At 64.7% G+C, this 26,675-nt stretch carries 28 protein-coding genes, 1 pseudogene and 1 riboswitch; of the genes and pseudogenes, 20 read left to right on the top strand and 9 right to left on the bottom strand.

The genetic code is table 11. The features are described 5' to 3' along the window. The first annotated feature begins 4 nt into the window (after positions 1-4). On the top strand, positions 5-304 hold the full coding sequence (locus tag QCE64_RS00475; protein ID WP_309913269.1) for a flagellar protein FliT: 300 nt from the start codon (positions 5-7) through the stop codon (positions 302-304). A 131-nt stretch (positions 305-435) separates the two neighbouring features. On the opposite strand, the gene QCE64_RS00470 is transcribed toward QCE64_RS00475, so the two are convergent. Continuing rightward, positions 436-1,446, bottom strand: a complete 1,011-nt coding sequence (locus QCE64_RS00470) for a sodium:calcium antiporter (protein WP_309928886.1) — start codon at positions 1,444-1,446, stop codon at positions 436-438. A gap of 97 nt (positions 1,447-1,543) precedes the next feature. Further along, positions 1,544-1,721: riboswitch (yybP-ykoY riboswitch) on the bottom strand. Positions 1,722-1,932: 211 nt separating this feature from the next. Between QCE64_RS00470 and QCE64_RS00465 the strand changes: the two genes are divergently transcribed. Continuing rightward, entirely contained in the window at positions 1,933-3,528 is a 1,596-nt protein-coding gene (locus QCE64_RS00465; protein ID WP_310002425.1) for an ABC transporter substrate-binding protein, read from the top strand. 7 nt (positions 3,529-3,535) lie between these two features. Here the strand turns inward: QCE64_RS00465 and QCE64_RS00460 are convergent, their stop codons facing one another. Next, positions 3,536-4,609, bottom strand: a complete 1,074-nt coding sequence (locus QCE64_RS00460) for an MBL fold metallo-hydrolase (RefSeq protein ID WP_310002424.1) — start codon at positions 4,607-4,609, stop codon at positions 3,536-3,538. A gap of 104 nt (positions 4,610-4,713) precedes the next feature. On the opposite strand from QCE64_RS00460, the gene QCE64_RS00455 reads away from it, so the two are divergent. Genes QCE64_RS00455 through QCE64_RS00440 form a run of 4 tightly spaced genes read left to right on the top strand, consistent with a single transcriptional unit; the run spans position 4,714 to position 8,976 of the window. Continuing rightward, entirely contained in the window at positions 4,714-5,136 is a 423-nt protein-coding gene (locus QCE64_RS00455; protein ID WP_309913256.1) for a MerR family DNA-binding transcriptional regulator, read from the top strand. A gap of 28 nt (positions 5,137-5,164) precedes the next feature. Then, positions 5,165-6,967 (top strand): bifunctional isocitrate dehydrogenase kinase/phosphatase, encoded by a 1,803-nt coding sequence (aceK, locus tag QCE64_RS00450; RefSeq protein ID WP_310002423.1) that lies wholly within the window; start codon positions 5,165-5,167, stop codon positions 6,965-6,967. A 31-nt stretch (positions 6,968-6,998) separates the two neighbouring features. Next, a complete protein-coding gene (gene can / locus QCE64_RS00445) occupies positions 6,999-7,790 on the top strand; it encodes a carbonate dehydratase (RefSeq protein ID WP_309928874.1) in 792 nt (263 codons plus the stop codon). Then, positions 7,783-8,976 carry an acetyl-CoA C-acetyltransferase gene (locus tag QCE64_RS00440; protein WP_310002422.1) on the top strand — a complete coding sequence of 398 codons (1,194 nt, stop codon included), beginning with the start codon at positions 7,783-7,785 and terminating at the stop codon, positions 8,974-8,976. Before can ends, QCE64_RS00440 begins: the two co-directional genes overlap by 8 nt. A 51-nt stretch (positions 8,977-9,027) precedes the next feature. Here the strand turns inward: QCE64_RS00440 and QCE64_RS00435 are convergent, their stop codons facing one another. From QCE64_RS00435 to QCE64_RS00425, 3 genes are read right to left on the bottom strand one after another with little or no spacing between them, the layout of a single operon-like run. Further along, the gene (locus tag QCE64_RS00435) at positions 9,028-9,447 is read right to left on the bottom strand and encodes a type II toxin-antitoxin system VapC family toxin (protein ID WP_310002421.1); all 420 of its coding nucleotides are present in this window, start codon (positions 9,445-9,447) and stop codon (positions 9,028-9,030) included. Continuing rightward, entirely contained in the window at positions 9,434-9,691 is a 258-nt protein-coding gene (locus QCE64_RS00430) for a hypothetical protein (protein ID WP_309913241.1), read from the bottom strand. The genes QCE64_RS00435 and QCE64_RS00430 overlap by 14 nt, the downstream gene beginning before the upstream one ends. After that, the gene (locus tag QCE64_RS00425) at positions 9,691-9,948 is read right to left on the bottom strand and encodes a hypothetical protein (RefSeq protein ID WP_310002420.1); all 258 of its coding nucleotides are present in this window, start codon (positions 9,946-9,948) and stop codon (positions 9,691-9,693) included. The genes QCE64_RS00430 and QCE64_RS00425 overlap by 1 nt, the downstream gene beginning before the upstream one ends. A gap of 188 nt (positions 9,949-10,136) precedes the next feature. On the opposite strand from QCE64_RS00425, the gene QCE64_RS00420 reads away from it, so the two are divergent. The 9 genes from QCE64_RS00420 (at position 10,137) to QCE64_RS00380 (ending at position 19,001) form a co-directional block, all read left to right on the top strand. Continuing rightward, complete coding sequence (locus QCE64_RS00420; protein ID WP_310002419.1) at positions 10,137-10,814, top strand: SDR family oxidoreductase; 678 nt, start codon at positions 10,137-10,139, stop codon at positions 10,812-10,814. 38 nt (positions 10,815-10,852) lie between these two features. Further along, a complete protein-coding gene (locus QCE64_RS00415) occupies positions 10,853-11,458 on the top strand; it encodes a glutathione S-transferase family protein (RefSeq protein WP_310002418.1) in 606 nt (201 codons plus the stop codon). Continuing rightward, positions 11,455-11,889 (top strand): YchJ family protein, encoded by a 435-nt coding sequence (locus QCE64_RS00410; RefSeq protein WP_310002417.1) that lies wholly within the window; start codon positions 11,455-11,457, stop codon positions 11,887-11,889. Before QCE64_RS00415 ends, QCE64_RS00410 begins: the two co-directional genes overlap by 4 nt. 339 nt (positions 11,890-12,228) lie before the next feature. After that, a complete protein-coding gene (locus tag QCE64_RS00405) occupies positions 12,229-13,485 on the top strand; it encodes a prolyl oligopeptidase family serine peptidase (RefSeq protein WP_309913227.1) in 1,257 nt (418 codons plus the stop codon). A 297-nt stretch (positions 13,486-13,782) separates the two neighbouring features. After that, positions 13,783-15,090 (top strand): adenosylmethionine--8-amino-7-oxononanoate transaminase, encoded by a 1,308-nt coding sequence (locus QCE64_RS00400; RefSeq protein ID WP_310002416.1) that lies wholly within the window; start codon positions 13,783-13,785, stop codon positions 15,088-15,090. Then, the gene (bioF, locus tag QCE64_RS00395; protein WP_310002414.1) at positions 15,087-16,277 is read left to right on the top strand and encodes an 8-amino-7-oxononanoate synthase; all 1,191 of its coding nucleotides are present in this window, start codon (positions 15,087-15,089) and stop codon (positions 16,275-16,277) included. Before QCE64_RS00400 ends, bioF begins: the two co-directional genes overlap by 4 nt. After that, positions 16,274-16,975 (top strand): dethiobiotin synthase, encoded by a 702-nt coding sequence (gene bioD, locus QCE64_RS00390; RefSeq protein WP_310002413.1) that lies wholly within the window; start codon positions 16,274-16,276, stop codon positions 16,973-16,975. The genes bioF and bioD overlap by 4 nt, the downstream gene beginning before the upstream one ends. A gap of 4 nt (positions 16,976-16,979) precedes the next feature. Then, entirely contained in the window at positions 16,980-18,047 is a 1,068-nt protein-coding gene (bioB, locus tag QCE64_RS00385; protein ID WP_309913215.1) for a biotin synthase BioB, read from the top strand. Positions 18,048-18,059: 12 nt separating this feature from the next. Beyond that, positions 18,060-19,001, top strand: a complete 942-nt coding sequence (locus QCE64_RS00380; protein WP_310002412.1) for a glyoxylate/hydroxypyruvate reductase A — start codon at positions 18,060-18,062, stop codon at positions 18,999-19,001. 57 nt (positions 19,002-19,058) lie between these two features. On the opposite strand, the gene QCE64_RS00375 is transcribed toward QCE64_RS00380, so the two are convergent. The 3 genes and pseudogenes from QCE64_RS00375 to QCE64_RS00365 form a co-directional block, all read right to left on the bottom strand. After that, positions 19,059-19,343 carry a hypothetical protein gene (locus tag QCE64_RS00375; RefSeq protein WP_310002411.1) on the bottom strand — a complete coding sequence of 95 codons (285 nt, stop codon included), beginning with the start codon at positions 19,341-19,343 and terminating at the stop codon, positions 19,059-19,061. Between the two features lie 13 nt (positions 19,344-19,356). After that, a pseudogene (locus QCE64_RS00370) lies at positions 19,357-20,442 on the bottom strand (thioester reductase domain-containing protein). Beyond that, entirely contained in the window at positions 20,378-20,890 is a 513-nt protein-coding gene (locus tag QCE64_RS00365; RefSeq protein ID WP_310002410.1) for a condensation domain-containing protein, read from the bottom strand. The pseudogene QCE64_RS00370 and the gene QCE64_RS00365 overlap by 65 nt, the downstream one beginning before the upstream one ends. 405 nt (positions 20,891-21,295) lie before the next feature. Between QCE64_RS00365 and QCE64_RS00360 the strand changes: the two genes are divergently transcribed. From QCE64_RS00360 to QCE64_RS00345, 4 genes are read left to right on the top strand one after another with little or no spacing between them, the layout of a single operon-like run. Next, the gene (locus tag QCE64_RS00360) at positions 21,296-22,219 is read left to right on the top strand and encodes a hydroxymethylglutaryl-CoA lyase (protein ID WP_309928839.1); all 924 of its coding nucleotides are present in this window, start codon (positions 21,296-21,298) and stop codon (positions 22,217-22,219) included. Between the two features lie 16 nt (positions 22,220-22,235). After that, positions 22,236-22,733, top strand: coding sequence for a YbaK/EbsC family protein (locus QCE64_RS00355; RefSeq protein ID WP_310002409.1), 498 nt, complete (start codon positions 22,236-22,238; stop codon positions 22,731-22,733). A gap of 35 nt (positions 22,734-22,768) precedes the next feature. Beyond that, on the top strand, positions 22,769-23,326 hold the full coding sequence (locus tag QCE64_RS00350; RefSeq protein WP_404987342.1) for a MaoC/PaaZ C-terminal domain-containing protein: 558 nt from the start codon (positions 22,769-22,771) through the stop codon (positions 23,324-23,326). Further along, positions 23,323-24,246 (top strand): MBL fold metallo-hydrolase, encoded by a 924-nt coding sequence (locus QCE64_RS00345; RefSeq protein WP_310002407.1) that lies wholly within the window; start codon positions 23,323-23,325, stop codon positions 24,244-24,246. The genes QCE64_RS00350 and QCE64_RS00345 overlap by 4 nt, the downstream gene beginning before the upstream one ends. A 191-nt stretch (positions 24,247-24,437) precedes the next feature. Here the strand turns inward: QCE64_RS00345 and QCE64_RS00340 are convergent, their stop codons facing one another. Beyond that, a complete protein-coding gene (locus QCE64_RS00340) occupies positions 24,438-25,328 on the bottom strand; it encodes an alpha/beta hydrolase (protein WP_309913193.1) in 891 nt (296 codons plus the stop codon). A gap of 238 nt (positions 25,329-25,566) precedes the next feature. On the opposite strand from QCE64_RS00340, the gene QCE64_RS00335 reads away from it, so the two are divergent. After that, entirely contained in the window at positions 25,567-26,523 is a 957-nt protein-coding gene (locus QCE64_RS00335; protein ID WP_309806975.1) for a nitronate monooxygenase family protein, read from the top strand. Positions 26,524-26,675: the final 152 nt, after the last annotated feature.

Below are 26,675 nucleotides of genomic sequence, written 5' to 3'. Positions count from 1 at the left end.
GGACATGAACCAGCACGAACTGATTCAGGAAGCCTGGTCGCTGACCGAGGCCATCGAAACGGCAGTGGGCAACGAAGACTGGGCGCGCGCCGCCGAGCTGACCGAAGCGCGCGCACCGCTCGTCATGGCGCTGCGGGCCGAGCAGCCGGCGGAGTCGCTCGCGGTCATCCGCAAGATCCAGGCGAGCATCGATGCTGTTGCATCGCGCGCGCAGATGGCGCAGACGGCGCTCGCCGCGAACTATCGCCGTTCGATGGACGGCGCCAAGGCCGCAAGCCGCTATCAACAAGCCGCGCGCTTCTAAAGTTTTCAGCTGCCGCGCCGATAACACAAGAACAACAAGAACAACGCGCCGATGTCGGGCGCGCTGCTTCGCTCTTGATGCCCGCCTCGCGCGGGCATTCTTATTTGTGGCGGGGCTTGAGCTGTCGGGCTTTATCGACCCAGCGTCAGCGCCAGATAGGCCGCATACAGCACGCCGTTCCCGAGCAGCGCCCACAGCACCACGCCATTCGGCTTCGCATTGAAGCGCAGCCACGCCGCCGCCGCCAGCGTGATCAACACGCCGGTCAGCACTTCGACACGCGGTTCCCACGGCGTCAGCATGATGCCGATCGCGGGCAGCAAGGTGCCCTGGAACACCATCGCGCCCGTGATGTTGCCGAACGCGAGCGTGTCCTTCCCTCTGCGCGCCCACAGGATGCTGTTCACCTTCTCGGGCAATTCGGTGGCGATCGGAATGATGATCAGCGACAGCAGCAGCGCGGAGATTCCAAGCGCCTGCGACACCCCTTCGACGCCGTGAATGAAGCCCTTCGCGCCGCCCACCAGCAACACGATGCCGACCAGGAACTGCAGCATGATGCTGCCCATGGACGTCTTCAATCCCAGGCGCGAAGCGAACAGCGCCTCAGGCGCTTCGGTGCCGTGTCCGCTTTCGACCAGGTTCGCCGAGGCCCTGAACGTCGAGATGACATACATGACGTATAGCCCGACGAGGCCCGCCGCGAACATCGCTCGCACGGGCCATGCGTGATGCGGGATGAACATCGCCGCGCACGCGATCAAAAACGCAAACAGGAAGAAGTTGAGATCCCGCGTGAAGCCGCTGCGCTCCGGCACGATCCGTCCTTGCAAGCCGCGCGACTTGAGCACCGCAATCGTCATCAGGCAGGTGGAGAGCGTTGCGAGCATCAGCGGCGCACCGAGAATCGCGCCGACGCCGATTTCCTCGTTGACCGCGCGACTGGGCGTGCCGCCGAGCAAGGCGATGATCGGCACCGTGGTTTCGGGCAGCGCGGTGCCGACGGCAGCGAACAGCGAGCCGGTCACGCCTTCGGAAATGCCGAGCCGCTCGCCGAGATGTTCGAGCGCGTTGGTGAAGAGTTCGGACGCGATCAGGATGATCGCGAGCATCAGTGCGAGTTCGATGAAGAGCATCGTCATGCGGCACCTCGCATGAAGCAATGCGACGAACGCGGCGGAAGCGCCGAAAGACGCGTGAGAAGGAGACGTTGTAGTTGTAGGGACACGATCTTTCCACGGCCGGACGCTGAGCGAACCACGATGCACCACGCGCCGTCCGGCCAGGAACGACGCAGTGCATCGATGGTCTCGCCAAACCGGTCCGGTCGAACGCGCCACGGCAGCAGGGCCGAGGATGTTGACGCGTTCTCCTTCGCGCACGAAGGAAGGCTACTCCCCAAAGACGGCGCAAGTGTAGCCCGATGCCTCCGGTTTCGGCAAGCCGCGCCTTCTCGCCTGGCTCATGGCAGGAATATGCGTATGCGGATCGAATCGTTGTCGATGCAACGAGCATTCGCTATGCTGGCCGCGCCGGGCGCGCTGCTTGCTGCGCCTGCCGACCGTCATCGGACCTGATCCGCCAACAAGAACGAAACGCCGTGTGACCATCGGGTCACGGGAGATCTCATGCGCCTGACACTCGTCGCCGCCGCTGCCGCGGCCATCCTGCTCGCCGCGCCGGGCATCGCGCTGTCCAAGCCGCTCACCATCTGCACCGAAGCGAGCCCGGACGGCTTCGACGTCGTGCAGTTCAATTCGCTCGTGACCACCAACGCTTCCGCCGATGTCATCTTCAACACGCTCGTCGCCTACGACGAAGCCGCGAAGAAGGTCGCGCCCGCGCTCGCCGAGAAGTGGGACGTGAGCAGCGACGGCCTCACGTACACCTTCCATCTGCGTCCGAACGTGCAGTTCCAGACGACCGAGTGGTTCAAGCCGACGCGGGCGCTCGACGCCGACGACGTCGTGTTCACCTTCTCGCGCATGCTCGACGACAGCAACCCGTGGCACAAGGTCGCGGGCGCAAGCGGCTTTCCGCATGCGCAGTCGATGGGCCTCGTGAAGCTCATCAAGGCCGTGACGAAGGTTGATGACCACACCGTGAAATTCGAACTCAACGAGCCCAACGCCACCTTCGTGCCGATCCTCACGATGGGTTTCGCCTCCATCTATTCGGCCGAATACGCCGACAAGCTGCTGAAGGCGAACCAGCAGACCGACCTGAACAGCAAGCCGGTGGGCACCGGTCCGTTCGCACTGAAGAGCTATACGAAGGACTCGGTGATCCGTTACGACGTGAACCCGGCCTACTGGGGACCGAAGCCGAAGATCGACCGGCTGATCTACGCGATCACGCCGGACGCGGCCGTGCGCGCGCAGAAGATCAAGGCGGGTGAATGCCAGATCGCGCTTTCGCCGAAGCCGCAGGACGTCACCGACGCAAAGAAGGACCACGCGCTGAAAGTGAGCGAAACGCCGGCCTTCATGACCGCGTTCGTTGCGCTCAATACGGAGAAGAAGCCGCTCGACAATCCCAAGGTGCGGCAGGCGATCAACATGGCGTTCGATCGCACGACCTACATGAAGACCGTGTTCGACAACACCGGCACGGCCGCGGTGAATCCGTATCCGCCGAACACGTGGAGCTACGACAAGAACATCGCGGCCTACAAATACTCGCCCGATGCCGCGAAGAAGCTGCTCGCCGAAGCGGGCTTTCCGAACGGCTTCGACACGACCATCTGGGTGCGTCCGAACGGCAGCGTGCTGAACCCGAATCCGAAGGTCGGCGCCGAGTTGCTGCAGGCGGACCTTGCGAAGATCGGCGTGAAGGCGCAGGTGAAAGTGATCGAGTGGGGTGAGCTGATCCGCTCGGCGAAGCTTGGCCAGCACGACATGCTCTTCATGGGCTGGGCAGGCGACAACGGCGACCCCGACAACTATCTGTCGCCGCTGTTCAGTTGCAACGCGGTGAAGTCCGGCATCAACTTCGCGCGCTACTGCGACCCGCAACTCGACAAGCTCATCGCCGACGGCAAGGCGACGCCGGATGTCGCCAAACGCACGCAGTCGTACGATGGCGCGCAGAATATCATTCACGATCAGGCGCTGTGGATTCCGCTCGTCTATCCGACTGCCGCCGCACTCACGCGCGCCAACGTCAGCGGCTTCAACGTGAGCCCGTTCGGGCGGCTGAACCTGGGTGGCGTGTCGGTGCAGTAAATGCCGGTCAGGCCGGCGCGAAGCGGATCACACCGTCATCGCCGGTTCGGCGCCTGAGCGTTCCATCGAGCCAGAGCACATGCAGGTGCGCAAGCGCCTCGCCGAGCGCGAACGTCATCTGATGGATGTCGAGCTTGCGCTTGAACATTAACGGCACGATATCGGCGGCGCTGCACGGCTTCTCCATGCACGCCTCGCGCACTTCCGCCAGACGCGCGCGATGATGGTCGCGCAGTTGCGCGATGCGCGTCCGCACGCCCCGAAACGGCTTGCCGTGTGACGGCAGCGCGAGCGTCTCCGCGGGCATCGGCTCGTAGCGGCCAAGCGATTCCAGAAACAGCGCCAGCGGATTGCTTTCCGGTTCCAGCGCGAACACGGAGACGTTCGTCGAGATGCGCGGCAACACCATGTCGCCTGAAATCAGCAGCTTGTCCGCCGCGCAGAACAGCGCGCTATGCTCCGGCGAATGGCCGAAGCCCGCGACCACCGTCCAGTCGCGCCCGCCGATGCGGATGACATCGTTGTCGCGAATGCGGCGGTATTCATGCGGAATGGAAGGGACCAGGGTCGGATAGTAGCTGTCGCGCTTGCGCAGCGCGTCGAGCGAGGCTTCGTCGGTCAGGCCGTGCGCCGCGAAATGCGCCGCCGCGCGCTCGCCGCCCGCATTCGAGCCGTCGCCCGCGGCCATCACGCGGCCCATCGCATACTCGCCGAGCGAAATCCACAAGCGCACGTTCCAGCGCTGCCTGTCGCCGCCCTTGCAGATCCAGTCGGCGAGGCCAAGATGGTCCGGATGACAGTGCGTGACGATCACACGCAGCACCGGTAGGCCATCGAGCACGGTATCGAACACCCGTTCCCAGTTCGCGCGAATGGTCTCGTTCGAAATCCCGCAATCGACCACGGTCCAGCCCTGCTCGCCGTCGATCTCGTCACGCAGCAGCCAGAGGTTGATGTGATCGAGTGCGAACGGCAACGCCATGCGCAGCCAGAACACACCCGGCGCGACTTCCTTGACGCCGCCGGCCTCCGGCAATTCGTCCGAAAAAACATAGTCGAGCTGGCTTTCGAGTGCGTTCATTCGGTCCTTGCCTCCGGGTTTGCGCCGCGTTGCAATCTGGCGAAGTTGACGATAACGTAAACGTCCATTCTAACGTTGCGTGCGCTTTTGCGCTGCCGGCCGCGATGACTCAACCGACGCACTACACCATCACCGACCTGGCGCGCGAGTTCGACGTCACGCCGCGCGCCATTCGTTTCTACGAAGATCAGGGCTTGCTCGCGCCGCAGCGCGCGGGGTCGAACGGCTTGCGGCGCGTGTATTCGCCGCGCGACCGCACGCGTCTGAAGCTCACGTTGCGCGGCAAGCGCCTCGGCTTCACGCTATCGGAAATCCGCACGCTGCTCGATCTGTACGACTCGCCCACCGGCACGAACACGCAGCTGCAGGCTTTCGTCGATACCATCGCGGCGCACCGGGAAGTGCTCGAACGTCAGCTGGAAGACCTGAACACGACGCTGGCCGAACTCGCCGCCTACGAGGAACAGGGCCGCGCGCTGCTCACGGCGGGCACGGAAAAGCGTCCGCGCAAGCCCAGGGCGGCATGAACTGATTGCATCGGAGGCGCACGCCGGCATGAATCACTTCCCCAAGCTGCTCTCGTCGCAAATCGGCTTCGACGTCGCGCAGACGATGCTCGAAGGATTCGATCGCCATTACCGCGTGTTCCGCGACGCCGCCATCCGCGCCAAGCCGCTGTTCGAGCGCGGCGACTGGCCGGCCTTGCAGCAGTTGGCGCGCGATCGCATCGCGTCCTACGACGAGCGCGTGGCGGAATGCGTGATGCGGCTCGAGGACGAATATGACGCCGAGAACATCGATGACGACGTCTGGCAGCAGATCAAGCTGCACTACATCGGCCTGTTGACGACACACCGTCAACCCGAGTGCGCCGAGACCTTCTTCAACTCGGTGTGCTGCAAGATCCTGCATCGCTCGTACTTCAACAACGACTTCATCTTCGTGCGGCCCGCAATCTCGACGGAATACATCGAGAACGACGAGCCCGCCGCGAAGCCCACGTATCGCGCGTATTACCCGGAGAAGGACGGGCTTGCCGGGACGCTCGAACGCATCGTCACGAACTTCCAGCTGGAGACGCCGTTCGAGGACCTGACGCGCGACGTGCAGTGCATCCTGGCGGCGCTGCGCGACGCATTCGGCACGCTCACGCCCGCGCCCAACTTCCAGATTCATGTGCTGTCGTCGCTGTTCTTCCGCAACAAGGCGGCGTATATCGTGGGCCGCATCATCAACGGCGATGCGCTGCTGCCGTTCACCATCGCGATCCGTCATGCGCACCCCGGGCAGCTCGCGCTCGATACCGTGCTGCTGTCGCCCGAGCAGGTGCTGATCATCTTCAGCTTCTCGCACTCGTATTTTCTGGTTGACATGGAAGTGCCGTCCGCGTTCGTGCAGTTCCTGCGCACCATCATGCCGCGCAAGCCGAAGGCCGAGATCTACACGTCGGTCGGCTTGCAGAAGCAGGGCAAGAACGATTTCTATCGCGACCTGCTGCACCATCTGTCGCATTCAAGCGACCGCTTCATTGTCGCGCCCGGCATCAAGGGCCTCGTGATGATCGTCTTCACGCTGCCCTCGTTTCCGTATGTGTTCAAGCTCATCAAGGACGCGTTCCCGCCGCCGAAGGAAACCACGCGCGAAAAGATCCAGGACCGCTATCAGCTCGTGAAACGGCACGACCGCCTCGGCCGCATGGCCGACACGCTCGAATATTCGAGCGTCGCGCTGCCGCTCGCGCGCCTCGACGACGCGCTGATCCGCGAACTGGAGCGCGACGCGCCGTCGATGATCGAATATGAAGGGAACAACCTGGTGATCCGCCATGTGTATATCGAGCGCCGCATGGTGCCGCTGAATCTCTTCCTGCAGAACGGCAGCGACGAAGCGATCGAGCACGGCATCAAGGAATACGGCGACGCGATCAAGCAACTGATCCAGGCGAACATCTTCCCCGGCGACATGCTGTACAAGAACTTCGGCGTGACGCGTCATGGCCGCGTGGTGTTCTACGACTACGATGAAATCGAGTACCTGACTGACTGCAACGTCCGCCGCGTGCCGCCGCCGCGCCACGAGGAAGACGAGCTGTCCGGCGAACCGTGGTATACCGTCGGGCCGCACGACATCTTTCCCGAGACGTACGGCACGTTTCTGCTCGGCGATCCGCGCGTGCGCGCAGCGTTCATGCGCCATCACGCGGATTTCTTCGATCCCGCGCTCTGGCAGCGTCACAAGGAGCAGTTGCTGCGCGGCGAACTCGCCGACTTTTTTCCCTATGACCGGAATGTCCGATTCTGCGTCCGCTATCCGGAACGGTTCGGTGCATCCGGTCGAACGGATGCGCCCGGCGCCTGAAGGCCGCGCATCCCTGCATCGACTATCGAACATGAACTCCAATCACGACCACGACGACGCTTCCAATCCCCTCGCCCATCTGTTCTCGAATAACCAGAGCTGGGTCGAGCGCAAGCTGGCGGAAGACGCCGAGTTCTTCCAGCGCCTCGCGCATCAGCAGGCGCCCGAGTATCTGTGGATCGGCTGCTCGGACTCGCGCGTGCCGGCCAATCAGATCATCGGCTTGCCGCCGGGCGAGGTGTTCGTGCACCGGAACATCGCGAACGTGGTGGTGCACTCGGATCTCAATGCCTTGTCGGTGATCCAGTTCGCCGTCGATGTGCTGAAGGTGAAGCACATCATGGTCGTCGGTCACTACGGCTGCTCGGGCGTGGGCGCGGCGCTGGTGGGCCGGCGCGTGGGCCTCGCCGACAACTGGCTGCGTCATGTCGAGGACGTGCGCGAGAAGCACGCCGCGCTGCTCGACGAATGGCCGATGGGCGAGGCGCGGCATCGCCGGCTGGTGGAGTTGAACACGATCGAGCAGGCCATCAACGTGTGCCGCACGACCATCGTCGGCGATGCATGGGCGCGCGGCCAGACGCTCACCGTGCATGGCTGGACCTACGGCGTGCACGATGGCCGGCTGCGCAACATGGGCATGATGATCAGCGCGCCGGCCGAGGTCGATCCGGTGTATCAGTCGTGCATCGCCGCGATGAGCCGCAGCGGCGCGCATTCCGCGGAGAACGACGTCCTCGCGTCCGATGCGGCGCAGGCCGCGCGTCTGGGCGACGTTCCCGCCGTCATTCAAGGCGTCATCAAGGAGCTCAAACATGAGTGAGACACGCAGGGATCCGGTAGTCATCGTGGCAGCGGCGCGTACGCCGATGGCCGCGTTTCAGGGCGAATTCGCGTCGCTGACGGCGGCGCAGCTGGGCGCGGCGGCGATCGCCGCGGCGCGCGAGCGTGCCGGCATCGCGCCCGAGCAGATCCAGGAAGCGATCATGGGCTGCGTGCTGCCGGCCGGACAGGGACAGGCGCCCGCGCGACAGGCGGCGCTCGGCGCCGGCCTGCCGTTCGCCACCGGCTGCACGACCATCAACAAGATGTGCGGCTCGGGCATGCGCGCCGCGATGTTCGCGCACGACATGCTGCTGGCGGGCTCGGCCGAGGTGATCGTCGCGGGCGGGATGGAGAGCATGACCAACGCGCCGTATCTGCTGCCGAAGGCGCGCGGCGGCATGCGCATGGGACACGGCCAGGTGCTGGACCACATGTTCCTCGACGGACTCGAGGACGCGTATGAGAAAGGCCGTCTGATGGGCACGTTCGCGGAGCAGTGTGCGTCATCGTATGCGTTCTCGCGCGAATCGCAGGATGCGTTCGCGATCGAATCGCTCAACCGCGCGCGGCGGGCGAACGAAGACGGTTCGTTCGGCTGGGAAATCGCGCCGGTGACGATGCAGGGCAGGAAAGGCGACGTCGTGATCCAGCGCGACGAGCAGCCGTTCAAGGCGAACGTGGAGAAGATCCCGTCGCTCAAGCCGGCGTTCGCGAAGGACGGCACGGTGACGGCGGCCAATTCGTCGTCGATCTCCGATGGCGCGGCCGCGCTCGTGATGATGCGTGAATCGACGGCGGAGCGGCTGGGGGTGTCGCCGCTCGCGCGGGTCGTCGGGCACAGCACGTTCGCACAACAGCCGGCGCTGTTTACGACGGCGCCCGTTGGGGCGATTCGCGCGCTGTTCGAGAAGAACGGCTGGCGCGCGGGGGACGTGGATCTGTACGAGATCAACGAAGCCTTCGCCGTGGTGACGATGGCCGCGATGCGCGAGCACGATCTGCCGCACGACAAGGTGAATGTGAATGGCGGTGCGTGTGCGCTGGGGCATCCGATCGGTGCGTCCGGGGCGCGGATTCTGGTAACGCTGCTCGGCGCGTTGAAGGCGCGCGGGTTGAAGCGCGGGGTGGCGAGTCTGTGTATCGGCGGCGGGGAAGCGACGGCGATGGGCTTGGAGATGGTTTGAGTGTCGCGGCCGGTCTGGTTGGAGTGCGTGCCGGACCGGCCCCCAGTCGCGTCAGTCGTCGAAGGGGTTGATCGCGTCTACGCCCGTTACATCGAAGTCCCGGACGTTACGCGTGACGACGGTGAGGCCATGGAAGATTGCCGTCGCAGCGATGAGCTTGTCCACAGCAGGCTCCGGATGCTGCGAACGAATCTTGCCCCACAGGTCACCGATTTCCTGATCGACCGACAGAAACTTGCCTTCGTATTCGACCGGGACATTCTTCACCCAGGCTTCGATCCTCCCGGCCTGCATAGAGTCGCCTCGCCGACGGAGCTGCTCCACGCCACGGCGAAGTTCTCCAACGGTGATAACCGACAGGTGAATGTCACGTTTGTCGATCTCAGCCTGCCGGAAGAACGCGCGAACGCCTTTGTTCGCGCGATGCAGTCGTCCCGTCTCACTGATGACGTTCGTGTCAGCCAGATACATCCGAGTCTCCCCGGCCGGGATGTCTTGCAAAGATGTCGTCTTCGCAGTCGATCTCGGGAAAATTCAAAAGAGCGTTGATAAAGCGCTCATTCAGATCCGGCGGATCCTCCTTGCCCAGAATTTTCCGAGCCAATGCCAGCGCTTCACGCCTGGGCTTCCCGCGCTCGCGAAGCTCTTCAACGTATTCCTTGCTGAGCCAAGACGGCCACTTACCCTTCACAACTTTGAATTCCACTCTATCCATTACTTTCCTCCTTCCGTGGCAACCACGGACGGTTCATTCGGATACCGCGCGAAGATCTCGTCCTCACAATCGATCCCATGAAAATTCATGAGATGGTCGATGAAGCGCTCGTTCAGATCCGGCGGATCCTCCTTTCCCAGAATTTTCCGAGCCAATGCCAGCGCTTCGCGCTCGGCCTTGACCTCCGCGCGCAACTCCTCGACCCATTCCTTCCTGATGTGAGCCGGCCACTCACTCTGCACAACCTTGAATTCCACTCTATCCATCACCTTCCTCTCTCCAGAGCGGCCCCGGACGCTTCATCTTTCGCGAAATCAATCAGCATGACTAGTCATCCGAACGGCCAGGTTCCGCCCCGTTCATCCCCCGACGCATCCTAGCCGAAGCGCAAGCGCTTCTCACGCGCTATATTCCGAAAATCAACTCCCCAAGGAAAACTTCGCCCATGAAAACCGTCCTGATCGTCGGCGCTTCCCGCGGCCTCGGCCACGAATTCGCACGCGAGTATTGCCGCGACGGCTGGCGCGTGCTCGCCACCGCCCGCGACAAGGCCGCGCTCTCCGCCCTCGACGCGCTCGGCGCGCAGACCTTCTCCGTCGACGTCACCCAGCCCGAGCAGATCGGCGCCCTGGCGTGGCAGCTCGACGAAGAGCGCATCGATGTCGCGATCCTCGTCTCGGGCGTCTACGGACCGCGCAGCGAAGGCGTCGAGACGATCAGCGCCGACGATTTCGATCAGGTCATGCACACCAACGTCCGCGGCCCGATGCAGTTGATCCCCGTGCTCCTGCCGCTCACCGACGCCGCCCATGGTGTGCTCGCGGTCGTGTCGAGCAAGATGGGCAGCATCGGCGAGGCGAGCGGCACGACCGGCTGGCTTTATCGCGCGAGCAAGGCGGCGCTCAATTCGGCGTTGAAGACGGCGTCGCTCGAATCGCGGCATTCGACCTGCATCGCGCTGCATCCCGGCTGGGTGCGTACGGAAATGGGCGGGTCGAGCGCGGCGATCGACGTCGCGCACAGCGTGTCCGGCATGCGCGCCGTGATCGCCGAAGCCGGCGCCATGCGCGATCAGTTCAACGGAACCTTCGTCCAGTACGACGGCACGAAGCTCGAGTGGTGATCAGACAAAATTCGAAGGTAATGAAAGGAAACCCGCTCGTGACCTATCAAGTACACGGCGTCTCGCCGTCCGGCAATTGCCACAAGGTGCGCCTCGCGCTCGAACAACTGGGCCTGCCCTATGTCTGGCATGAAGTCGACATGATGAACGGCGCGACCCGCACCGAGGCCTTTCGGAAGATCAATCCGAACGGCAAGGTGCCGGTGCTCATCATCGACGAACACACGATCCTGTCCGAATCGAACGCCATCCTGTGCTATCTCGCCGATGGCACGCCGCTCCTGCCCGATGACCGTCTGGAGCGCGCGCAGGTCTTGCAGTGGATGTTTTTCGAGCAATACAGCCATGAGCCGTATATCGCGGTCGCGCGCTTCATCCTGCAATTCCTGAGGCAGCCCGACGACGCGCGCCTTCCCGACAGGATCGCCGGCTCCTACCGCGCGCTCGACGTGATGGAACAGCATCTCGCGACGCGGAGGTTCTTCGTCGGCGAGCGCTACACGGTTGCCGATATCGCGCTCTATGCCTATACACATGTCGCCAATGAAGCGAACGTGGACCTGTCGCGCTATCCGGCCATCCGCGCGTGGCTCGACCGCGTGCGCGCGCAGCCGCGTTACGTCGCGATGCCGGGGGTCGAATGATTGCGCCCGAGGAATGCCCCTGCGGCGGCGCGGCGCCGGATGCTCGACCTAACGCACCAAAGGCGCCCGCGCCGCGTTACGAAACCTGCTGCGGCCGCTTTATCGAACAGGGAGAAAAGCCCGCCACCGCGCTGGAACTAATGCGTTCGCGCTACACCGCCTACGTGCTCGGCAACACGGCCTGGCTGCGCGCGACCTGGGCCGCGTCAACCTGCCCGCCCGACCTCGATGCCTCCGACACCACCCACACCCGCTGGCTCGGCTTGCAGATCAGACGCCACCAGCAGATCGACGAAGCGCACGCGGAAGTAGAGTTCGTCGCACGCTACAAGACGGGTGGCCGGGCGCATCGTCTTCATGAGGCGAGCCGCTTCGAGCGGAACAGCGCCGGCGACTGGATTTACGTCGACGGCCAGGTCAGTGAAAAGTAAATATGCCTTTAAGAAATGTGCGCCATACCACGGTATTAATTTCCTGATAATCCTTTCAGATTAAACAGTTACGGGGTAACGCTTATTGTGCAGCGCAATTTTGAACAGTTAATCTGTTCAGGTCAGGGCGCAGTCATTCTCGCGCCCGGCGCTCGCAGCGAAGCCCCGTACTGAAGTCCTGTTTTGAAGCCATTTGTCATGCCTGTTCAGGGCATGACTCCCGGATACCGCAACCGATACTGCTCACGCAGAGCAGCGCGACAGGTTTGTGACTTCAAAACGCACGTTGGGGCCGAGCCGTATCAATGTCTCTTTGGAAAGTGCGGTCGGAGTTCACGGATGGCGATCAGAACCTGGTTAGTCGGATGCAGCGTGGTGTGCTCGCTCGCGACGTCGTTCGTCACATCCGGCGCGCGCGCCGAACCCATCGGCGGGGTACGTCAGTCCGAAGGTCTCCAGGCTCCCGCATTTGGCCAGGCGCTTCCGCAGATTCCCGATTCCCTCGATGCCGGCCTTCCCGCCGCCGCGAGCGGCCTGAACGAAGCCGTCATCGAGATCCCCGAAGCCGACATCGCGCTCCAGACCACCGTGTTCAAGCCGGACGGCGCGGGCCCGTTCCCGATGATCGTCTTCAATCACGGCAAGCTTCCCGGCGACTCGCACGCGCAGCCGCGCAACCGGCCGGTCGCGCTGGCCCGTGAATTCGTGCGTCACGGCTATGTCGTGGTCGTGCCGAACCGCCGCGGCTTCGCAGGTTCGGGCGGCGACTACGCGGGTCACGGCTGCGATGTCGAAGCAAACGGCTTCGCGCAAGCCGAGGATGTCGCCGCGACGGTCGCCTACATGAGCGCGCAGTCGTACGTCGACAAGACGCATATCGTCGTGGCGGGCACCTCGCACGGCGGCCTGACGACCATCGCCTACGGCGCGCGCGACGCCATCGCCGCCCCGGGCGTGCGCGGCCTCATCAACTTCTCCGGCGGCCTGCGCCAGGACGAATGCGAAGGCTGGCAGAAAAATCTCGTCAGCGCGTTTGGCGACTATGGCCAGAACGTGCGCCTGCCGTCGCTGTGGCTCTACGGCGACAACGACTCGGTCTGGCAAGGCGATCTGTCGGCGCAGATGTTCACGGCCTTCACGTCGCACGGCGCGCGCGCCAACCTGATCGATTTCGGCAACTACAAGAACGACGCGCATCGTCTGGTCGGCGACCGCGACGGCGTGCAGATCTGGTGGCCGCGCGTGAAGACCTTTCTCACGCAGATCGGCATGCCGACTGCCGTGCAGTACCAGGTGTCGGAGCCGAGCATGCCGAAGGCCAGCGACTTCGCCAACCTCGACTCGGTGCAAGCCGTGCCGTTCATCGACGAAAACGGCCGTGCGGGCTATCGCAATTTCCTGTCGCAGTACTCGAGCCGCGCGTTCGCCGTGTCGGATTCCGGCGCGTGGTCGTGGGCCGAAGGCGGTGACGACCCGATGGCCGTGGCCATTGCCAGCTGCGAACGGCAAAGCGCCGACCCGTGCAAGCTGTACGCGGTGAACAACCGTGTGGTCTGGAACGATCAGCAGGCCCAGACGCAGACCGCATCGCGCTGACGCTTCACCGCTTCTGCTGTCTTTCGAACGCCGGCCTCAGTGTCGGCGTTTTCACATCTTCGACGCCCGATCGTCCGGTTAGGCGACGAAATCGGCGAAGTTACGGGCCATAGCGTTTTCTTGCATTTCCATTGCGCGCAGGTGCGCGGCCCAAAAACCTTCCGATTACGGAAGGTGGCGGCGCTTTTAGCGATAATTGACGGGCGCAGTTTTCCCCCGCAATTCAACCGCCACGCAGGCGCCCAACGCCTGCGCGACGCATCCGGCCCGCTGCGCGCGCGGGCCCTGGAGCTGTTTTTGACTATCGAAGCCAATCAGGACTGGGTTGCACGCTCGCTCGCAGCCGTGTGGCATCCGTGCACCCAGATGAAACATCACGAGCGCGTGCCGCTCGTACCGATCGCGCGCGGCAAGGGCGCGTGGCTCTTTGATCCGCACGGCACGCGCTATCTCGACGCGATCAGTTCGTGGTGGGTCAATCTCTTCGGCCACGCGAACGACGACATCAACCGGGCGCTCAAGGAGCAACTCGACACGCTCGAACACGCGATGCTCGCGGGCTGCACGCATGCGCCCGCCATCGAACTGGCCGAGCGTCTTTCGGCACTGACGCAGCACACGCTCGGCCACGCCTTCTTCGCATCGGACGGCGCGTCGGCCGTCGAGATCGCGCTGAAGATGAGCTTTCACGCCTGGCGCAATCGCGGCCGGAGCGAGAAGCGCGAGTTCGCGTGTCTGGCGAACAGCTATCACGGCGAAACCATCGGCGCGCTCGGCGTGACCGATGTCGCGCTTTTCAAGGACGCCTACGACCCGCTGGTCCGCCACGCGCATGTGGTGGCGTCGCCGGCGGCGGTCGGCGAAGACGCGGCGCTCGACGCCATGCGCACGCTCTTCGAACAACGCGCGCCGCAGTTGGCGGCGGTGATCGTCGAGCCGCTCGTCCAGTGCGCCGCCGGCATGGCGATGTACGACGCGTCCTATCTCACGCGCCTGCGCGCGCTGTGCGACGCGTTCGACGTGCATCTGATCGCCGATGAAATCGCGGTCGGCTGCGGCCGCACCGGCATGTTCTTCGCGTGCGAGCAGGCCGGCATATGGCCGGATTTCATCTGCCTGTCCAAGGGCATCAGCGGCGGTTACCTGCCGCTGTCCATCGTGCTGACCCGCGACGAGATCTACGCCGCCTTCTACGACGACGACGTCACGCGCGGCTTCCTGCATTCGCATTCGTACACGGGCAATCCGCTCGCCTGCCGCGCGGCACTCGCCACGCTCGACCTGTTCGAGCGCGACGCCGTATTGACGGAGAACCGCCGCAAGTCGGCTTTGCTGCGCGAAGCCTTGCAGCCGCTCGCCGCGCATCCGCGCGTGAGCAAACTGCGCGAGCGCGGCACGATCTTCGCGTTCGACGTGAGCACCGACGACCCCACGTTCTCGCGCCGTTTCTTCGCGCAAGGCTTGCAGCGCGAACTGCTGATGCGGCCGATCGGCAAGACGGTCTATCTGATGCCGCCGTACATCCTGAGCGATGACGAACTGCTGCTGCTCGCAAGCCGCACGCGCGAGACGCTCGATGCCACGCTGGCCGGAGAGGCCGCATGAAGGACACCTCGCAGGCGCTTTATCACACGCTGAACCAAGGCCTCGCCGACATCGACGCGCGCGGTCTGCGGCGCCGCCGCAAGATCATCGACGGCGCGTGCTCGGCGCATCTGAATGTGGATGGCCGCGACATCATCGGATTTGCGAGCAACGACTATCTCGGTCTCGCCGCGCATGAAGCGCTGCGGGCGGCGCTGGCCGAAGGCGCGGCGCTGTATGGCGCGGGCAGCGGCGGCTCGCACCTGCTCGGCGGCCATTCCCGGGCGCACGCGCGTCTGGAGGACGAGCTTGCCGCGTTCTCGGGCGGCTTCGTCGACAACCCGCGCGCGCTGTACTTCAGCACCGGCTACATGGCCAATCTCGCGATCGTCACCGCGCTCGCCGGACGCGGCACGCTGGTGTTCTCGGACGCGCTGAACCACGCGTCACTCATCGACGGCGTGCGGCTGGCGCGCGCGCAGACGCAGATCTATCCGCACGCCGACATGGAAGCGCTCGACGCCATGCTCGACGCCTCGCGCGACGAAGCCGCGACCCGGCTCATCGTGACCGACACCGTGTTCAGCATGGACGGCGACATCGCCCCGCTCGCGCGTCTCGTCGAGCTGGCGGAACGCTACGGCGCGTGGCTCATCGTCGACGATGCGCACGGCTTCGGCGTGCTCGGCCCGCAAGGGCGCGGCGCGCTCGCCGCACTCGCGCTGCGTTCGTCGCATCTCGTCTATGTCGGCACGCTCGGCAAGGCCGCGGGCGTCTCCGGCGCGTTCGTTGCCGCGCATGAGACGGTGATCGAATGGCTCGTGCAGCGCGCGCGTCCATACATCTTCACGACCGCGTCGCCGCCGGCGGTTGCGCATGCGGTGTCGGCGAGCGTGAAGATCATCGCGGGCGAGGAAGGCGACGCGCGCCGCACGCATCTCGCCGCGCTCATCGACACCACGCGCGCGATGCTGAAACGCACGCGCTGGCTGCCGGTCGATTCCCATACGGCCGTGCAGCCGCTCGTGATCGGCGGCAACGACGAGACCCTCGACATTGCCGCTGCGCTGGACCGCCAGGGCCTCTGGGTACCCGCGATCCGTCCTCCGACCGTGCCCGCCGGCACCTCGCGCCTGCGCATTTCACTGTCCGCCGCGCACAACGAGGACGATCTCGCGCGCCTCGACCACGCCTTGACCACGCTATGACCGCCTTGTCCTTTTTCGTCGCCGGAACCGATACGGAGATCGGCAAGACCATCGTCTCCGCCGCGTTGCTGCACGGCTTCGTGCGCGCCGGACTGCGCGCCGCCGCGATGAAGCCGATCGCTTCGGGCGCCGTCCTGCGCGACGGCGTGCTGCACAACGAAGACGCCGATCAACTGGACGCAGCCGCGAACGTCGCGTTGCCGAACGAGATCCGCACGCCGTTCATGATGCGCGAGCCGATCGCGCCGCATATCGCCGCCGCGCGCGAAGGCATCGCGCTGGATATCGGGCGCATTGTCGAGGCGCATCGCTTCGCCGTGACGCAGGCGGATGTCGTCGTGGTGGAAGGCGTCGGCGGCTTTCGGGTGCCGCTCGACGACACGCACGACACCGCCGATCTCGCCGTCGCGCTGAATCTGCCGGTGGTGCTCGTCGTCGGCATGCGGCTCGGCTGCATCAGCCATGCGCTGCTGACCGCCGAAGCGATTGCCGCGCGCGGCCTGACGCTCGCCGGCTGGGTCGCGAACGGCGTGGACCCGGACATGCTCTACCCCGACGAGAACATCGCCACACTCGAACAACGCCTGCACGCGCCGCTGCTCGGCGTCATCCCGCATCTCGCGCCGGCAGATGCGAGCCGCGCCGCCGCCGCGCTCGACATCGGCGCCCTGACACACCCGCTTCAACACAAGGATTGATTTCATGACCCAGCACACCGCCACCGAGACGACCGCCACGCTCACTCCGCAACCGCTGCAACGCTGGCGCGTCGCCGATGTCGTCGCGCTGTACGACCTGCCGTTCAACGACCTGCTGTATCGCGCGCAGACCGTGCATCGCGAACACTTCGATCCGAACGCCGTGCAGCTGTCCACGCTGCTGTCGATCAAGACCGGCGGCTGCGAGGAAGACTGCGCCTATTGCCCGCAGTCGGTGCATCACGACACCGGCCTCAAGGCCGAGAAGCTGATGGATGTCGACGAGGTGCTGAAGTCGGCCGAAATCGCCAAGTCCAACGGCGCGACGCGCTTCTGCATGGGCGCCGCGTGGCGCAATCCGAAGGACCGCCATCTCGAACCGATCAAGGACATGATCCGGGGCGTGAAGGCGATGGGCCTCGAAACCTGCGTGACGCTCGGCATGCTGGAAGCGCATCAGGCGCAAGGTCTGCGCGACGCCGGCCTCGATTACTACAACCACAACCTCGATACGTCGCCCGAGTTCTACGGCCAGATCATTTCGACGCGTACCTATCAGGACCGCCTCGATACGCTCGAACACGTGCGCGACGCGGGCATCAACGTGTGCTGCGGCGGTATCGTGGGCATGGGTGAATCGCGCCGCGAACGCGCGGGGCTGATCTCGCAGCTCGCCAACCTGAGCCCGTATCCGGAATCCGTGCCGATCAACAATCTCGTGCAGGTCGCGGGCACGCCGCTCACCGGCACCGAAGCGCTGGATCCGTTCGAGTTCGTGCGAACGATCGCGGTTGCGCGCATCACGATGCCGAAGGCGATGGTGCGCCTCTCCGCCGGCCGCGAACAAATGGACGAAGCCCTGCAGGCGCTGTGCTTCGCAGCAGGCGCGAATTCAATCTTCTACGGCGATCAGTTGCTGACCACGAGCAATCCGCAAGCGGAGGCCGACCGCAAGCTGATCGAGCGGCTGGGCATGCGCGCCCAGCACGCGCAGCATGCCGGCGCGGAGCAGGCGGAACGCGGTTGCGGTCACGAGCCTGCGCACTCGCATGCGCACACGCACGCGAACTGATCAGGCGCGCTCATGAAAATCATCTTCTACGAGCAGAACGCCGATCTCGACGGCTGGCTGGGCGGCCTGCGACGAGAGTTGCCGGACGCGGAGCTGCGCGTCTGGACGCCCGGCGACACCGCGCCCGCCGATTACGCAATCGTCTGGCGCGCGCCGCGCGAGCTGTTCGCGAACCGTCCGGACCTGAAGGCGGTGTTCAATCTCGGCGCCGGCGTCGATGCGATCCTCGACGTGGAGCGCCAGCAGCCGGGCACGCTGCCGCCGAATGCGCAGCTCGTGCGCCTGGAAGACACGGGCATGTCGCAGCAGATGATCGAGTACGCGGTCTACTGCGTGCTGCGCTATCTGCGCCGCTTCGACGAATATGATCTGCTGCAGCGCGAAGGGCGCTGGAAGAAGCTGGAGCAGCACGCGCGCGAGTCGTTCACGGTCGGCGTGCTGGGTCTCGGCGTGCTGGGTGCGGAAGTCGCGCGGCGCCTGCTTGCGCTCGGCGTGCCGGTGCGCGGCTACAGTCGTTCGCCCAAGGACATCGCAGGCGTGCAGGTGTACGCGGGACACGAGCAGTTCGACACGTTCCTCGACACCGTACAGGTGCTCATCAACCTGTTGCCGCATACGCCGGACACCGAGGGTATCCTGAACGCTCGCACGTTCGGCAGGCTCGCGCGCGGCGCCTACGTGGTGAACCTGGCGCGCGGCCCGCATCTCGTCGATGCGGATCTGCTCGCCGCGCTCGACAGCGGCCAGATCGCCGCCGCGACGCTCGATGTGTTCCACGCCGAACCGCTGCCGCAGGATCATCCGTACTGGACGCATCCGCGCGTGTCGGTCACGCCGCATATTGCGGCGGAAACGCTGCAGAGGGAGAGCATCGTGCAGATCGCCGGCAAGATCCGGGCGCTGGCACGCGGCGAACCGATCAGCGGCATCGTCGATATCGGGCGCGGATATTGAGACCGGGGCGCGGACCGGCCGAACAGACCGCGCCCACCCCTCTTGCCCGGGCGATGATCACGTAGCGGCGAGAGCCGCCTCCTTCACCGTGAAGAACCGCTCGCCCAGCAAATAGCACGTATAGACATCAATCAGGCGCGCGTAGTCCGCCGTCAGATCGATGTCGAATTGCGCGAGCAAGGCGATCGTGCCGGCCTGCTCAACCGGCGTGTCGTGCCAGGACAGGTCGCCGGTGTAGAAGTCGCGCAGCAGCGCGAGGCCACTCGACGCATCCAGCCCCGCAAGACGCAGCTGCCACTCGCCGGGTGCTTCCGCCTTCGCGACGAGCCCGAGTTTGCTCAACGCGTCGAACCATTCACCGCTGTCCGATCCGCGCCGGGTTCTGCAGGTTCGCGACGTGCAATCCGGCACGCGGATGGAGCGCAAGCGCGCCAAGCGCTCGCGCGAGCACGTCGACGGGTGTCATCTCGATCATCTGTCCGTTGTCCGGGTACGCGCCGAATTGCACACAGCTCTGGTTGAACAGCCAGAAGTGATCGTTACGATGGTTGCTGTAGCCGCTCTTGCTGTGGCCGGTGACGTTGCCGATGCGAGCGATGGTCACCGGCAGTCCCGCTGCGCGGGCATAGGCGGCGACACGCTGCTCGCTGACCCATTTGCCCAGCAGATAGCCATTGTCGGAGGCCGGCCGCTCCGTGCCGACCTGTTCCTCCGCACTCGCTACGCCTTCGAGCATCAGCGGCACCGACATGGTCGAGACGAAGCAGAACGGTTTGCGGCGTGTGGTCACGGCCAGGCGCAACAGGTTTTCCGTGCTGTCGACATTCGCCGCCTTCAGGCTGCTGTAGCCAAGCAGATGGTGCACGTGCGCGCCACAATGCCACACGGCATCGCCTTCGCCCGCAAGACGGTGTCAGTCCGCGTCGGAAAGGCCGGCCTGGGGCAGCGTCAGATCCGCCTGCACGACCTCCATGTGCGTGAAGTCGATCGCGAGTCCCGCGGTGCGCGCTTCGCGCTCGAGCCGCGCATGCCCCGCACGAGCCGTGTCACAGCGTTGCAGGCAGAACACCCGGTCGACCTGACGCGTCAGTTCACTCAGCAAATGAATGCCGACAAAACCGCTCGCGCCGGTCAGGATCACGTTGCGTATCGACTTCGCGCCCGCTTCGCGATGAGTACCGACGTCCGGAGCAACCGGAGCAGCAGCATCGGCGACGGCCCGCGCGATGTCGTCCCGCGCTGCGCCTGCCACGAGCCCCGAGATCGTCGGCGACCGGTAGAACGCGGACATCTGGAATGCGAGTCCGGTACGGGCAAGCACCCGGGCCTGCATGCGTGTAGCGAGCAGCAAATTCCCGCCGGCGTGGAAGAAATGGTCATCGCGACCGACTGTGTCGATCTGCAGAAGCCAAGGCTTGCTGATCGAGACTGAGTCTTGCATCGACCGGCTCATCCGAAAACGCTTGGGATAAAGCGCGAAAGAGCGGCTGCAGCGAAAAGCGGTCGAGCAGGCCCGGATGACAGACGAACACCAGGAAGCTTGCTGTCTGGCCACGCAACAACGTCATTGCCCACGGCGCGCCTGTGTCGATCCGCAAGGGACGGTCGCCGAGCATGCTGATCGTCGATAACACGCCCAACTCGTCGGCAACGTCGAGATCGATGACTTCCAGCTTGTTGAGCCCGTACTCGTGCACCTGATACCGTGGTCCGTCCTCGCTGTCGACGACGCGCCAGCGCAAGGCCTGGCATTGTTCGGCGACCCGTGTCAGCGCGCGCGCGAGACGTTCGCTGTCGGGCACGCCTGGCAATCGAAACACCGCGCGCCGACCAGAGGCCGGGACGGCATGCCTGACGGCCCGCGCCTGAGTTTCGGTGAGTGGAAGCAAGTCGAATCTCATTGAGCTGCCTCATCTTCAGGTCGCGTAAAAGCGAAGTGAAAGCCTCGAGAACAGACCGGACACGGTATGTACCGTCGATACGTTTCACTTCGGAGGCCGGATTTTATTCAAGCGCTCTGCCGAGCGACCCCGTGGCGGGACGAAATTGCACAATGCGATTGACTTCGCTCAGGTTTATCGCAGTCTCGGCGTTCGCGGCTGCCGTGAGCGTCCACATCGCCGCATGCATGCGAGTGCATTGCAGGCGACATGCTTGCCAACGGCGGTCACTGCCCGAGTCCTTGAATTGCTGCCAAAAAAGTCTTCTCTGGCAATCGCGGCGAGTAAACCGGAAAATGGCGGCATCATGATTCGGCAAGCGCCACGCGCCACAATCCTCTTCAGGAGACAAGCATGATTCCAGCCAAAGTGAAGATCGTCGAAGTCGGGCCGCGCGACGGCCTGCAGAACGAGAAAGAGTTCGTGCCCACCGAGACCAAGATCGAACTCGTCAACCGGCTCGCGCGGGCGGGTATCGTGAATGTCGAGGCCACCTCGTTCGTGTCGCCCAAATGGGTGCCGCAGATGGCCGATGCCAACGCCGTCATGTCCGGCATCGAGCGTCGTCCGGGCACGATCTACTCCGTGCTCACGCCGAACATGCGCGGCTTCGAAGGCGCGCTCGAAGCGCGAGCCGACGAAATCGTGATCTTCGGCGCGGCCAGCGAAGCCTTCTCGCAGAAGAACATCAATTGCAGCATCGCGGAGAGCGTCGCGCGCTTCGAACCGGTCGCGCTGGCCGCGAAGGAAGCGGGCATCCGTCTGCGCGGCAGCGTCTCGTGCGCACTCGGCTGTCCGTATCAGGGCGAAGTGAGCGTCGCGTCCGTGGTGGATGTGGTCGAACGCTTCAAGGCGCTCGGCTGCGACGAAATCGATATCGCCGATACCATCGGCGTCGGCACGCCGAAGCGCACGCGCGAAGTAATGGCGGCGGCATCGAAGGCATTTCCGCGCGAGCGCTTGTCCGGCCATTTTCACGATACCTACGGTCAGGCCGTCGGCAATGTCTATGCGTCGCTGCTCGAAGGCATCGAGATCTTTCACGCGTCGGTAGCAGGATTGGGCGGCTGTCCGTACGCGAAGGGCGCGACGGGCAACGTCGCGACGGAAGATGTCGTGTATCTGCTGAACGGCCTGGGCATCGAGACGGGCATCGACCTCGATGAACTCATCGAGATCGGTGACTTCATTTCGCGCGCGATCGGCAAGACCAGTTCTTCGCGCGCGGGCCGCGCGCTCCTCACCAGGAAACGCGACGGCGCCGCAGCCTGTGTCTGACCTCCGGAAAACCCCAATGATCGATCAATTGCCTGAATCCGCGCGCCGCGTCGCGCTGTTACTCAAGGAACGCGGCCATCCGCATGATGTCGTGATGCTGCCCGAGACCGGCAAGACCTCGGCCGAAGCGGCGGCCGGGCTCGGCTGCTCGGTCGCGCAGATCGCCAAGTCGATTCTGTTTCGCCGGCGCAAGGACGATGCGCCCGTGCTGGTGATCGCGAGCGGCGCGAATCGCGTCGATGAAGCGAAAGTGGCCGCGCGCGTGGGCGAACTGGCGCGTGCGAACGCGAAGTTCGTGCGCGAGAAGACCGGCTACGCGATCGGCGGCGTCTGCCCGATCGGCCATGCGGTCGAGCCGGTCACGCTGATCGACGCCGACCTGCTCGCGCTCGACAGCTTGTGGGCCGCGGCCGGTCATCCGCATGCGGTGTTCAATCTGTCGCCGCAGGAACTGATCGAGCTGACCGGCGCGCCGGTGGCCGACGTCGCCCTGCGCGAAACCGCGGAATCATGAGCGACGTGGCGTCGCCGTGCGTGGACGTCTGCCGCATGAATCCGGAAACGGGTTTCTGCGAAGGCTGCCTGCGCACCATCGACGAGATCGCCGCCTGGGCATCGTGCGGCGACAGCGAGAAACGCGCGGTGCTGGCGCGCGTGGAGAGCCGTCGCCAGGGTGCGCGTGTCGTGACGATCGGCGCATCGTTCGAAGCGACGCTTACGCTGCCGCCCGACTCCATCCGGCAGTTCGCCACGCTCGTCAATGACACGAACCCGCTGCATCACGACGACGCCTACGCGCGCGCCAGCCGTTTCGGCTCGCTGATCGCGTCGGGTACGCAGCCGACCGCGCATCTGATGGCGTTGATCGCCGCGCATTTCTCGACCTTCGCGCAGCCGCTCGGCCTCGAGTTCGGCATCCGTCTCAGGCGCGCGGTGAAAGCGAACGACACGCTGACGATGCGCTGGCAAGTCATCGACGCGAAATGGAAAGCCAGCCTCAACGGCGACCTGGTGAAGCTCGAAGGCAGTGCGCGCAATCAGTCCGGCGAGACGGTCATCGAAGCGACCGCGACCATCGTCGTGATGCCGCTGGAGCGCGCGACATGAATCCATTGCCGCAGCCGCTGCGTGATGCCATGACGGTGTTCGAACGGGGCTGGCTCTCGTCGAACAACGTGCTGTTCGCGAGCGCCGAAGGCACGGCCATCGTCGACACCGGCTATGCCGCGCATGCGCCGCAGACGCTCGCGCTGGTGCAGCAGACACTGGGCGCGCGTCCGCTCGACCTGATCGTCAATACGCACCTTCATTCCGATCACTGCGGCGGCAACGCGCTGCTGCAACGGACCTACGCGTGCGACACGCTGGTGCCCGCCGGCGACGCGCAGGCCGTGCGCGCCTGGGACGAAGAGGCGCTGTCCTTTCGCGCGACCGGCCAGCACTGCGAGCGCTTCGCCCTGAGCGGCACGCTCGCGCAGGGCGCGACGCTCGAACTTGGCGGCTTCGCGTGGAACGCGCTCGGCGCGCCGGGTCACGATCCGCATTCGCTGATGCTGTATAGCCCGGAAATGCGCGTGCTGATCAGCGCCGACGCGTTGTGGGAAAACGGCTTCGGGGTGATCTTTCCGGAACTGGAAGGCGAGAGCGGTTTCGTGGAAGCGCGCGCGGTGCTGGATCTGATCGCCACGCTCGATATCGATGTCGTGATTCCGGGCCATGGCGCGCCGTTCACCGACGTCGCCCGCGCACTCGACACCGCCGTGTCGCGGCTCGACTATCTGCAAGCCGACCCGGCCCGCAACGCGAAGAACGCGCTCAAGGTGCTGATCGTGTTCCGGCTGATGGAAGTCCGCACGATGACGCTCGACGCCATCGTCGCGATGACCGCGGAGGCCCGCGCGATGCGCGCCGCCGCCGAAGCGCTCGCGCCTGCCGCGCAACGGCGGGCGTTGCTGGAGAAGATCGTCGGGGAACTGGCGCGCAGCGGTGCGGTGAAGGTGAGCGGCGAGTGTGTGTCGGCGGCCTGAACAGGCGCATTGCCAGGACCACGCGCTCAAAAAGAAAGCCGCTTGTCAGCTACGGCAAGCGGCGGAATCATAGGGACGTGATCAACGTCCAGCGTATCGTAGCGCGACACATTTTCACGTGCATCGGTGCTTTCCCTACAGAACATTTTCGCTCACCTGACCCCGTGTAAGACGATGTTCCGTTGCGCGGTTCAGGCGGATTCGGCGGCAAAGAACGCGAGCATTTCGGCGAGCAAGGCGTCCGGCTGTTCCTCGGGAATATAGTGCCCGCACGGCAATGCGCGGCCGCTCACGTCGCGCGCGACGCGCCGCCACTCGGCAAGCGCATCGAAGCATTGCGCGATCACGCCTTCCTGCCCCCACAGCACGCGCAACGGACAGCCGATCTTCAGGCCGCGCTCGAGATCGGCGCGATCGTGTTCGAGGTCGATGCCCGCCGACGCGCGATAGTCCTCGCACATGCCGAAGATCGCGCCCGGCGATTTCAGCGCGTCGCGATACGCCTGCAGCGCATGCGGCGCGAACGGCGCGAGGCCTGCGTGACGGTTGCCCATCACGCGCTCGATATAGGCGTCGGGATTGCCGCCGATCAGCAGTTCCGGCAACGGCGCCGGCTGAATCAGGAAGAACCAGTGGAAGTACGCGGTCGCGAAGGCGCGATCAGTGGCTTCATACATGGCGAGCGTCGGCGCGATGTCCAGCAGCATCAGCCGGTCCACCGCGTCGGGAAAATCCAGGGCCATGCGATGCGCGACGCGCGCGCCGCGATCGTGCGCGCACACCAGGAAACGTTCGAAGCCGAAATGGCGCATTACCGCGACCTGATCGGCGGCCATCGCGCGCTTCGAATAGGGGGTGTGCCGCGCGTCGCTGGGCGGCTTGCCCGATGCGCCGTAACCGCGCAGATCGGTGGCGATCACCGTGAAATGGCGAGCCAGTTCATCGGCACATCGATGCCAGATCTCATGAGTTTGCGGATGTCCATGCAACAGCAGCAGCGGAGGACCGTCGCCGCCCTTCATTCCGACGATATCGACGTCTCCTGCAGCAACGCTGAACGTTTCGTAGTCTGCGAAAGACATGGTTGTTATGGGCTCGTGGCGTTGCGGAACATTGTAGGCGCGGGGCTTCCGTGACTGATGGCGGCAGCGCCATGAAACCGCAAAACCGAAGACTTCTTCGGGAACGCCCCGAGTGGTCACGCAGCCTGTTTCATTTACAATCGAACGACCGTTCGCAGCACGATCGTGCGTGCCGCAACGAACCCTTGCTCGTAAAATCACTCAACACCGCTCGCGCCCCTTTCTGGAGACTCGTGCCATGGCCCTGCCCGCCATCCTGCAGCACCTTGCCTTGCCGGTCGTCGGTTCGCCCATGTTCATCGTCAGTTATCCGGAACTGGTGCTGGCGCAGTGCAAGGCAGGCATCGTCGGATCGTTCCCGGCGCTCAATGCCCGCCCCGCCGAAATGCTCGATGAATGGCTCACGCAGATCCAGGCGTCGCTCGCCGAGCACAAGGCAGCCCATCCCGACGCGGTCATCGGGCCGGTTGCGGTGAACCAGATCGTTCACCAGTCGAATGCACGGCTCGAACAGGACGTGCGCGTATGCGTCGAGCACAAGGTGCCGATCTTCATCACGAGCCTGCGCGCGCCGGTCAAGGAAATGATTGACGCCGTGCACTCGTATGGCGGCATCGTCCTGCATGACGTCATCAATATCAGGCACGCGCAGAAGGCGCTCGAAGCCGGCGTCGACGGGCTGATCCTCGTCGCGGCCGGCGCGGGCGGACACGCGGGCACGACCTCTCCCTTTGCGCTCGTCGGCGAAGTGCGGCGCATGTTCGACGGTCCCATCGTGCTGTCGGGCGCCATTGCCAACGGGGGCTCGATTCTGGCGGCGCAGGCCATGGGCGCCGATCTCGCGTACATGGGCACGCGCTTCATCGCCACGCAGGAGGCGCATGCGCAGGAAAGCTACAAGCGCGCGATCGTCGAGGCGAATGCCGCCGACATCATCTACACCAATCTCTTCACCGGCGTACACGGCAACTACATTCGCGAGAGCATCGTCAACGCGGGCCTGGACCCCGACGCGCTGCCCGTCTCCGACAAGACCGCGATGAATTTCGCCGATCCCAAGGCGAAGGCGTGGAAGGACATCTGGGGCGCGGGACAGGGAGTCGGACTGATGAGCGACGTGCCGAGCGTCGCGGAACTCGTCGCCCGGCTGAAGAGCGAATACGACGACGCGAAAGCGCGGCTGGCGATCGGCTGAGTTTCGCTTTCCGGTTTCGATCGCCGGCTGCTGAGAACAAAACACCGCGCACGTGAACTGCACCCCAAAAGTTGGACACCAGTCCAACGATTTGGGGTGTTTTTTCATGAGCAAGCACAGCGCACGATTCAAGCAAGCAGTCGTCAAAGACT

It is taken from the genome of Caballeronia sp. LZ043 (genome assembly GCF_031451075.1).
In the GTDB taxonomy this organism is placed as follows: Bacteria; Pseudomonadota; Gammaproteobacteria; order Burkholderiales; family Burkholderiaceae; genus Caballeronia.
This window is presented reverse-complemented; position numbering and strand designations above follow the sequence as displayed.

Bases quoted from the DNA above. Each gene is read 5' to 3' on its own strand.
- QCE64_RS00440 (WP_310002422.1), top strand. From the start codon at position 7,783: ATGAGTGAGACACGCAGGGATCCGGTAGTCATCGTGGCAGCGGCGCGT.
- can (WP_309928874.1), top strand. From the start codon at position 6,999: ATGAACTCCAATCACGACCACGACGACGCTTCCAATCCCCTCGCCCAT.
- bioB (WP_309913215.1), top strand. From the start codon at position 16,980: ATGACCCAGCACACCGCCACCGAGACGACCGCCACGCTCACTCCGCAA.
- QCE64_RS00360 (WP_309928839.1), top strand. From the start codon at position 21,296: ATGATTCCAGCCAAAGTGAAGATCGTCGAAGTCGGGCCGCGCGACGGC.
- QCE64_RS00475 (WP_309913269.1), top strand. From the start codon at position 5: ATGAACCAGCACGAACTGATTCAGGAAGCCTGGTCGCTGACCGAGGCC.
- QCE64_RS00420 (WP_310002419.1), top strand. From the start codon at position 10,137: ATGAAAACCGTCCTGATCGTCGGCGCTTCCCGCGGCCTCGGCCACGAA.
- bioD (WP_310002413.1), top strand. From the start codon at position 16,274: ATGACCGCCTTGTCCTTTTTCGTCGCCGGAACCGATACGGAGATCGGC.
- QCE64_RS00430 (WP_309913241.1), bottom strand. From the start codon at position 9,691: ATGGATAGAGTGGAATTCAAAGTTGTGAAGGGTAAGTGGCCGTCTTGG.
- QCE64_RS00465 (WP_310002425.1), top strand. From the start codon at position 1,933: ATGCGCCTGACACTCGTCGCCGCCGCTGCCGCGGCCATCCTGCTCGCC.
- QCE64_RS00460 (WP_310002424.1), bottom strand. From the start codon at position 4,609: ATGAACGCACTCGAAAGCCAGCTCGACTATGTTTTTTCGGACGAATTG.
- QCE64_RS00380 (WP_310002412.1), top strand. From the start codon at position 18,060: ATGAAAATCATCTTCTACGAGCAGAACGCCGATCTCGACGGCTGGCTG.
- QCE64_RS00340 (WP_309913193.1), bottom strand. From the start codon at position 25,328: ATGTCTTTCGCAGACTACGAAACGTTCAGCGTTGCTGCAGGAGACGTC.
- QCE64_RS00405 (WP_309913227.1), top strand. From the start codon at position 12,229: ATGGCGATCAGAACCTGGTTAGTCGGATGCAGCGTGGTGTGCTCGCTC.
- QCE64_RS00410 (WP_310002417.1), top strand. From the start codon at position 11,455: ATGATTGCGCCCGAGGAATGCCCCTGCGGCGGCGCGGCGCCGGATGCT.
- aceK (WP_310002423.1), top strand. From the start codon at position 5,165: ATGAATCACTTCCCCAAGCTGCTCTCGTCGCAAATCGGCTTCGACGTC.
- QCE64_RS00470 (WP_309928886.1), bottom strand. From the start codon at position 1,446: ATGACGATGCTCTTCATCGAACTCGCACTGATGCTCGCGATCATCCTG.
- QCE64_RS00355 (WP_310002409.1), top strand. From the start codon at position 22,236: ATGATCGATCAATTGCCTGAATCCGCGCGCCGCGTCGCGCTGTTACTC.
- QCE64_RS00455 (WP_309913256.1), top strand. From the start codon at position 4,714: ATGACTCAACCGACGCACTACACCATCACCGACCTGGCGCGCGAGTTC.
- bioF (WP_310002414.1), top strand. From the start codon at position 15,087: ATGAAGGACACCTCGCAGGCGCTTTATCACACGCTGAACCAAGGCCTC.
- QCE64_RS00345 (WP_310002407.1), top strand. From the start codon at position 23,323: ATGAATCCATTGCCGCAGCCGCTGCGTGATGCCATGACGGTGTTCGAA.
- QCE64_RS00435 (WP_310002421.1), bottom strand. From the start codon at position 9,447: ATGTATCTGGCTGACACGAACGTCATCAGTGAGACGGGACGACTGCAT.
- QCE64_RS00350 (WP_404987342.1), top strand. From the start codon at position 22,769: ATGAATCCGGAAACGGGTTTCTGCGAAGGCTGCCTGCGCACCATCGAC.
- QCE64_RS00335 (WP_309806975.1), top strand. From the start codon at position 25,567: ATGGCCCTGCCCGCCATCCTGCAGCACCTTGCCTTGCCGGTCGTCGGT.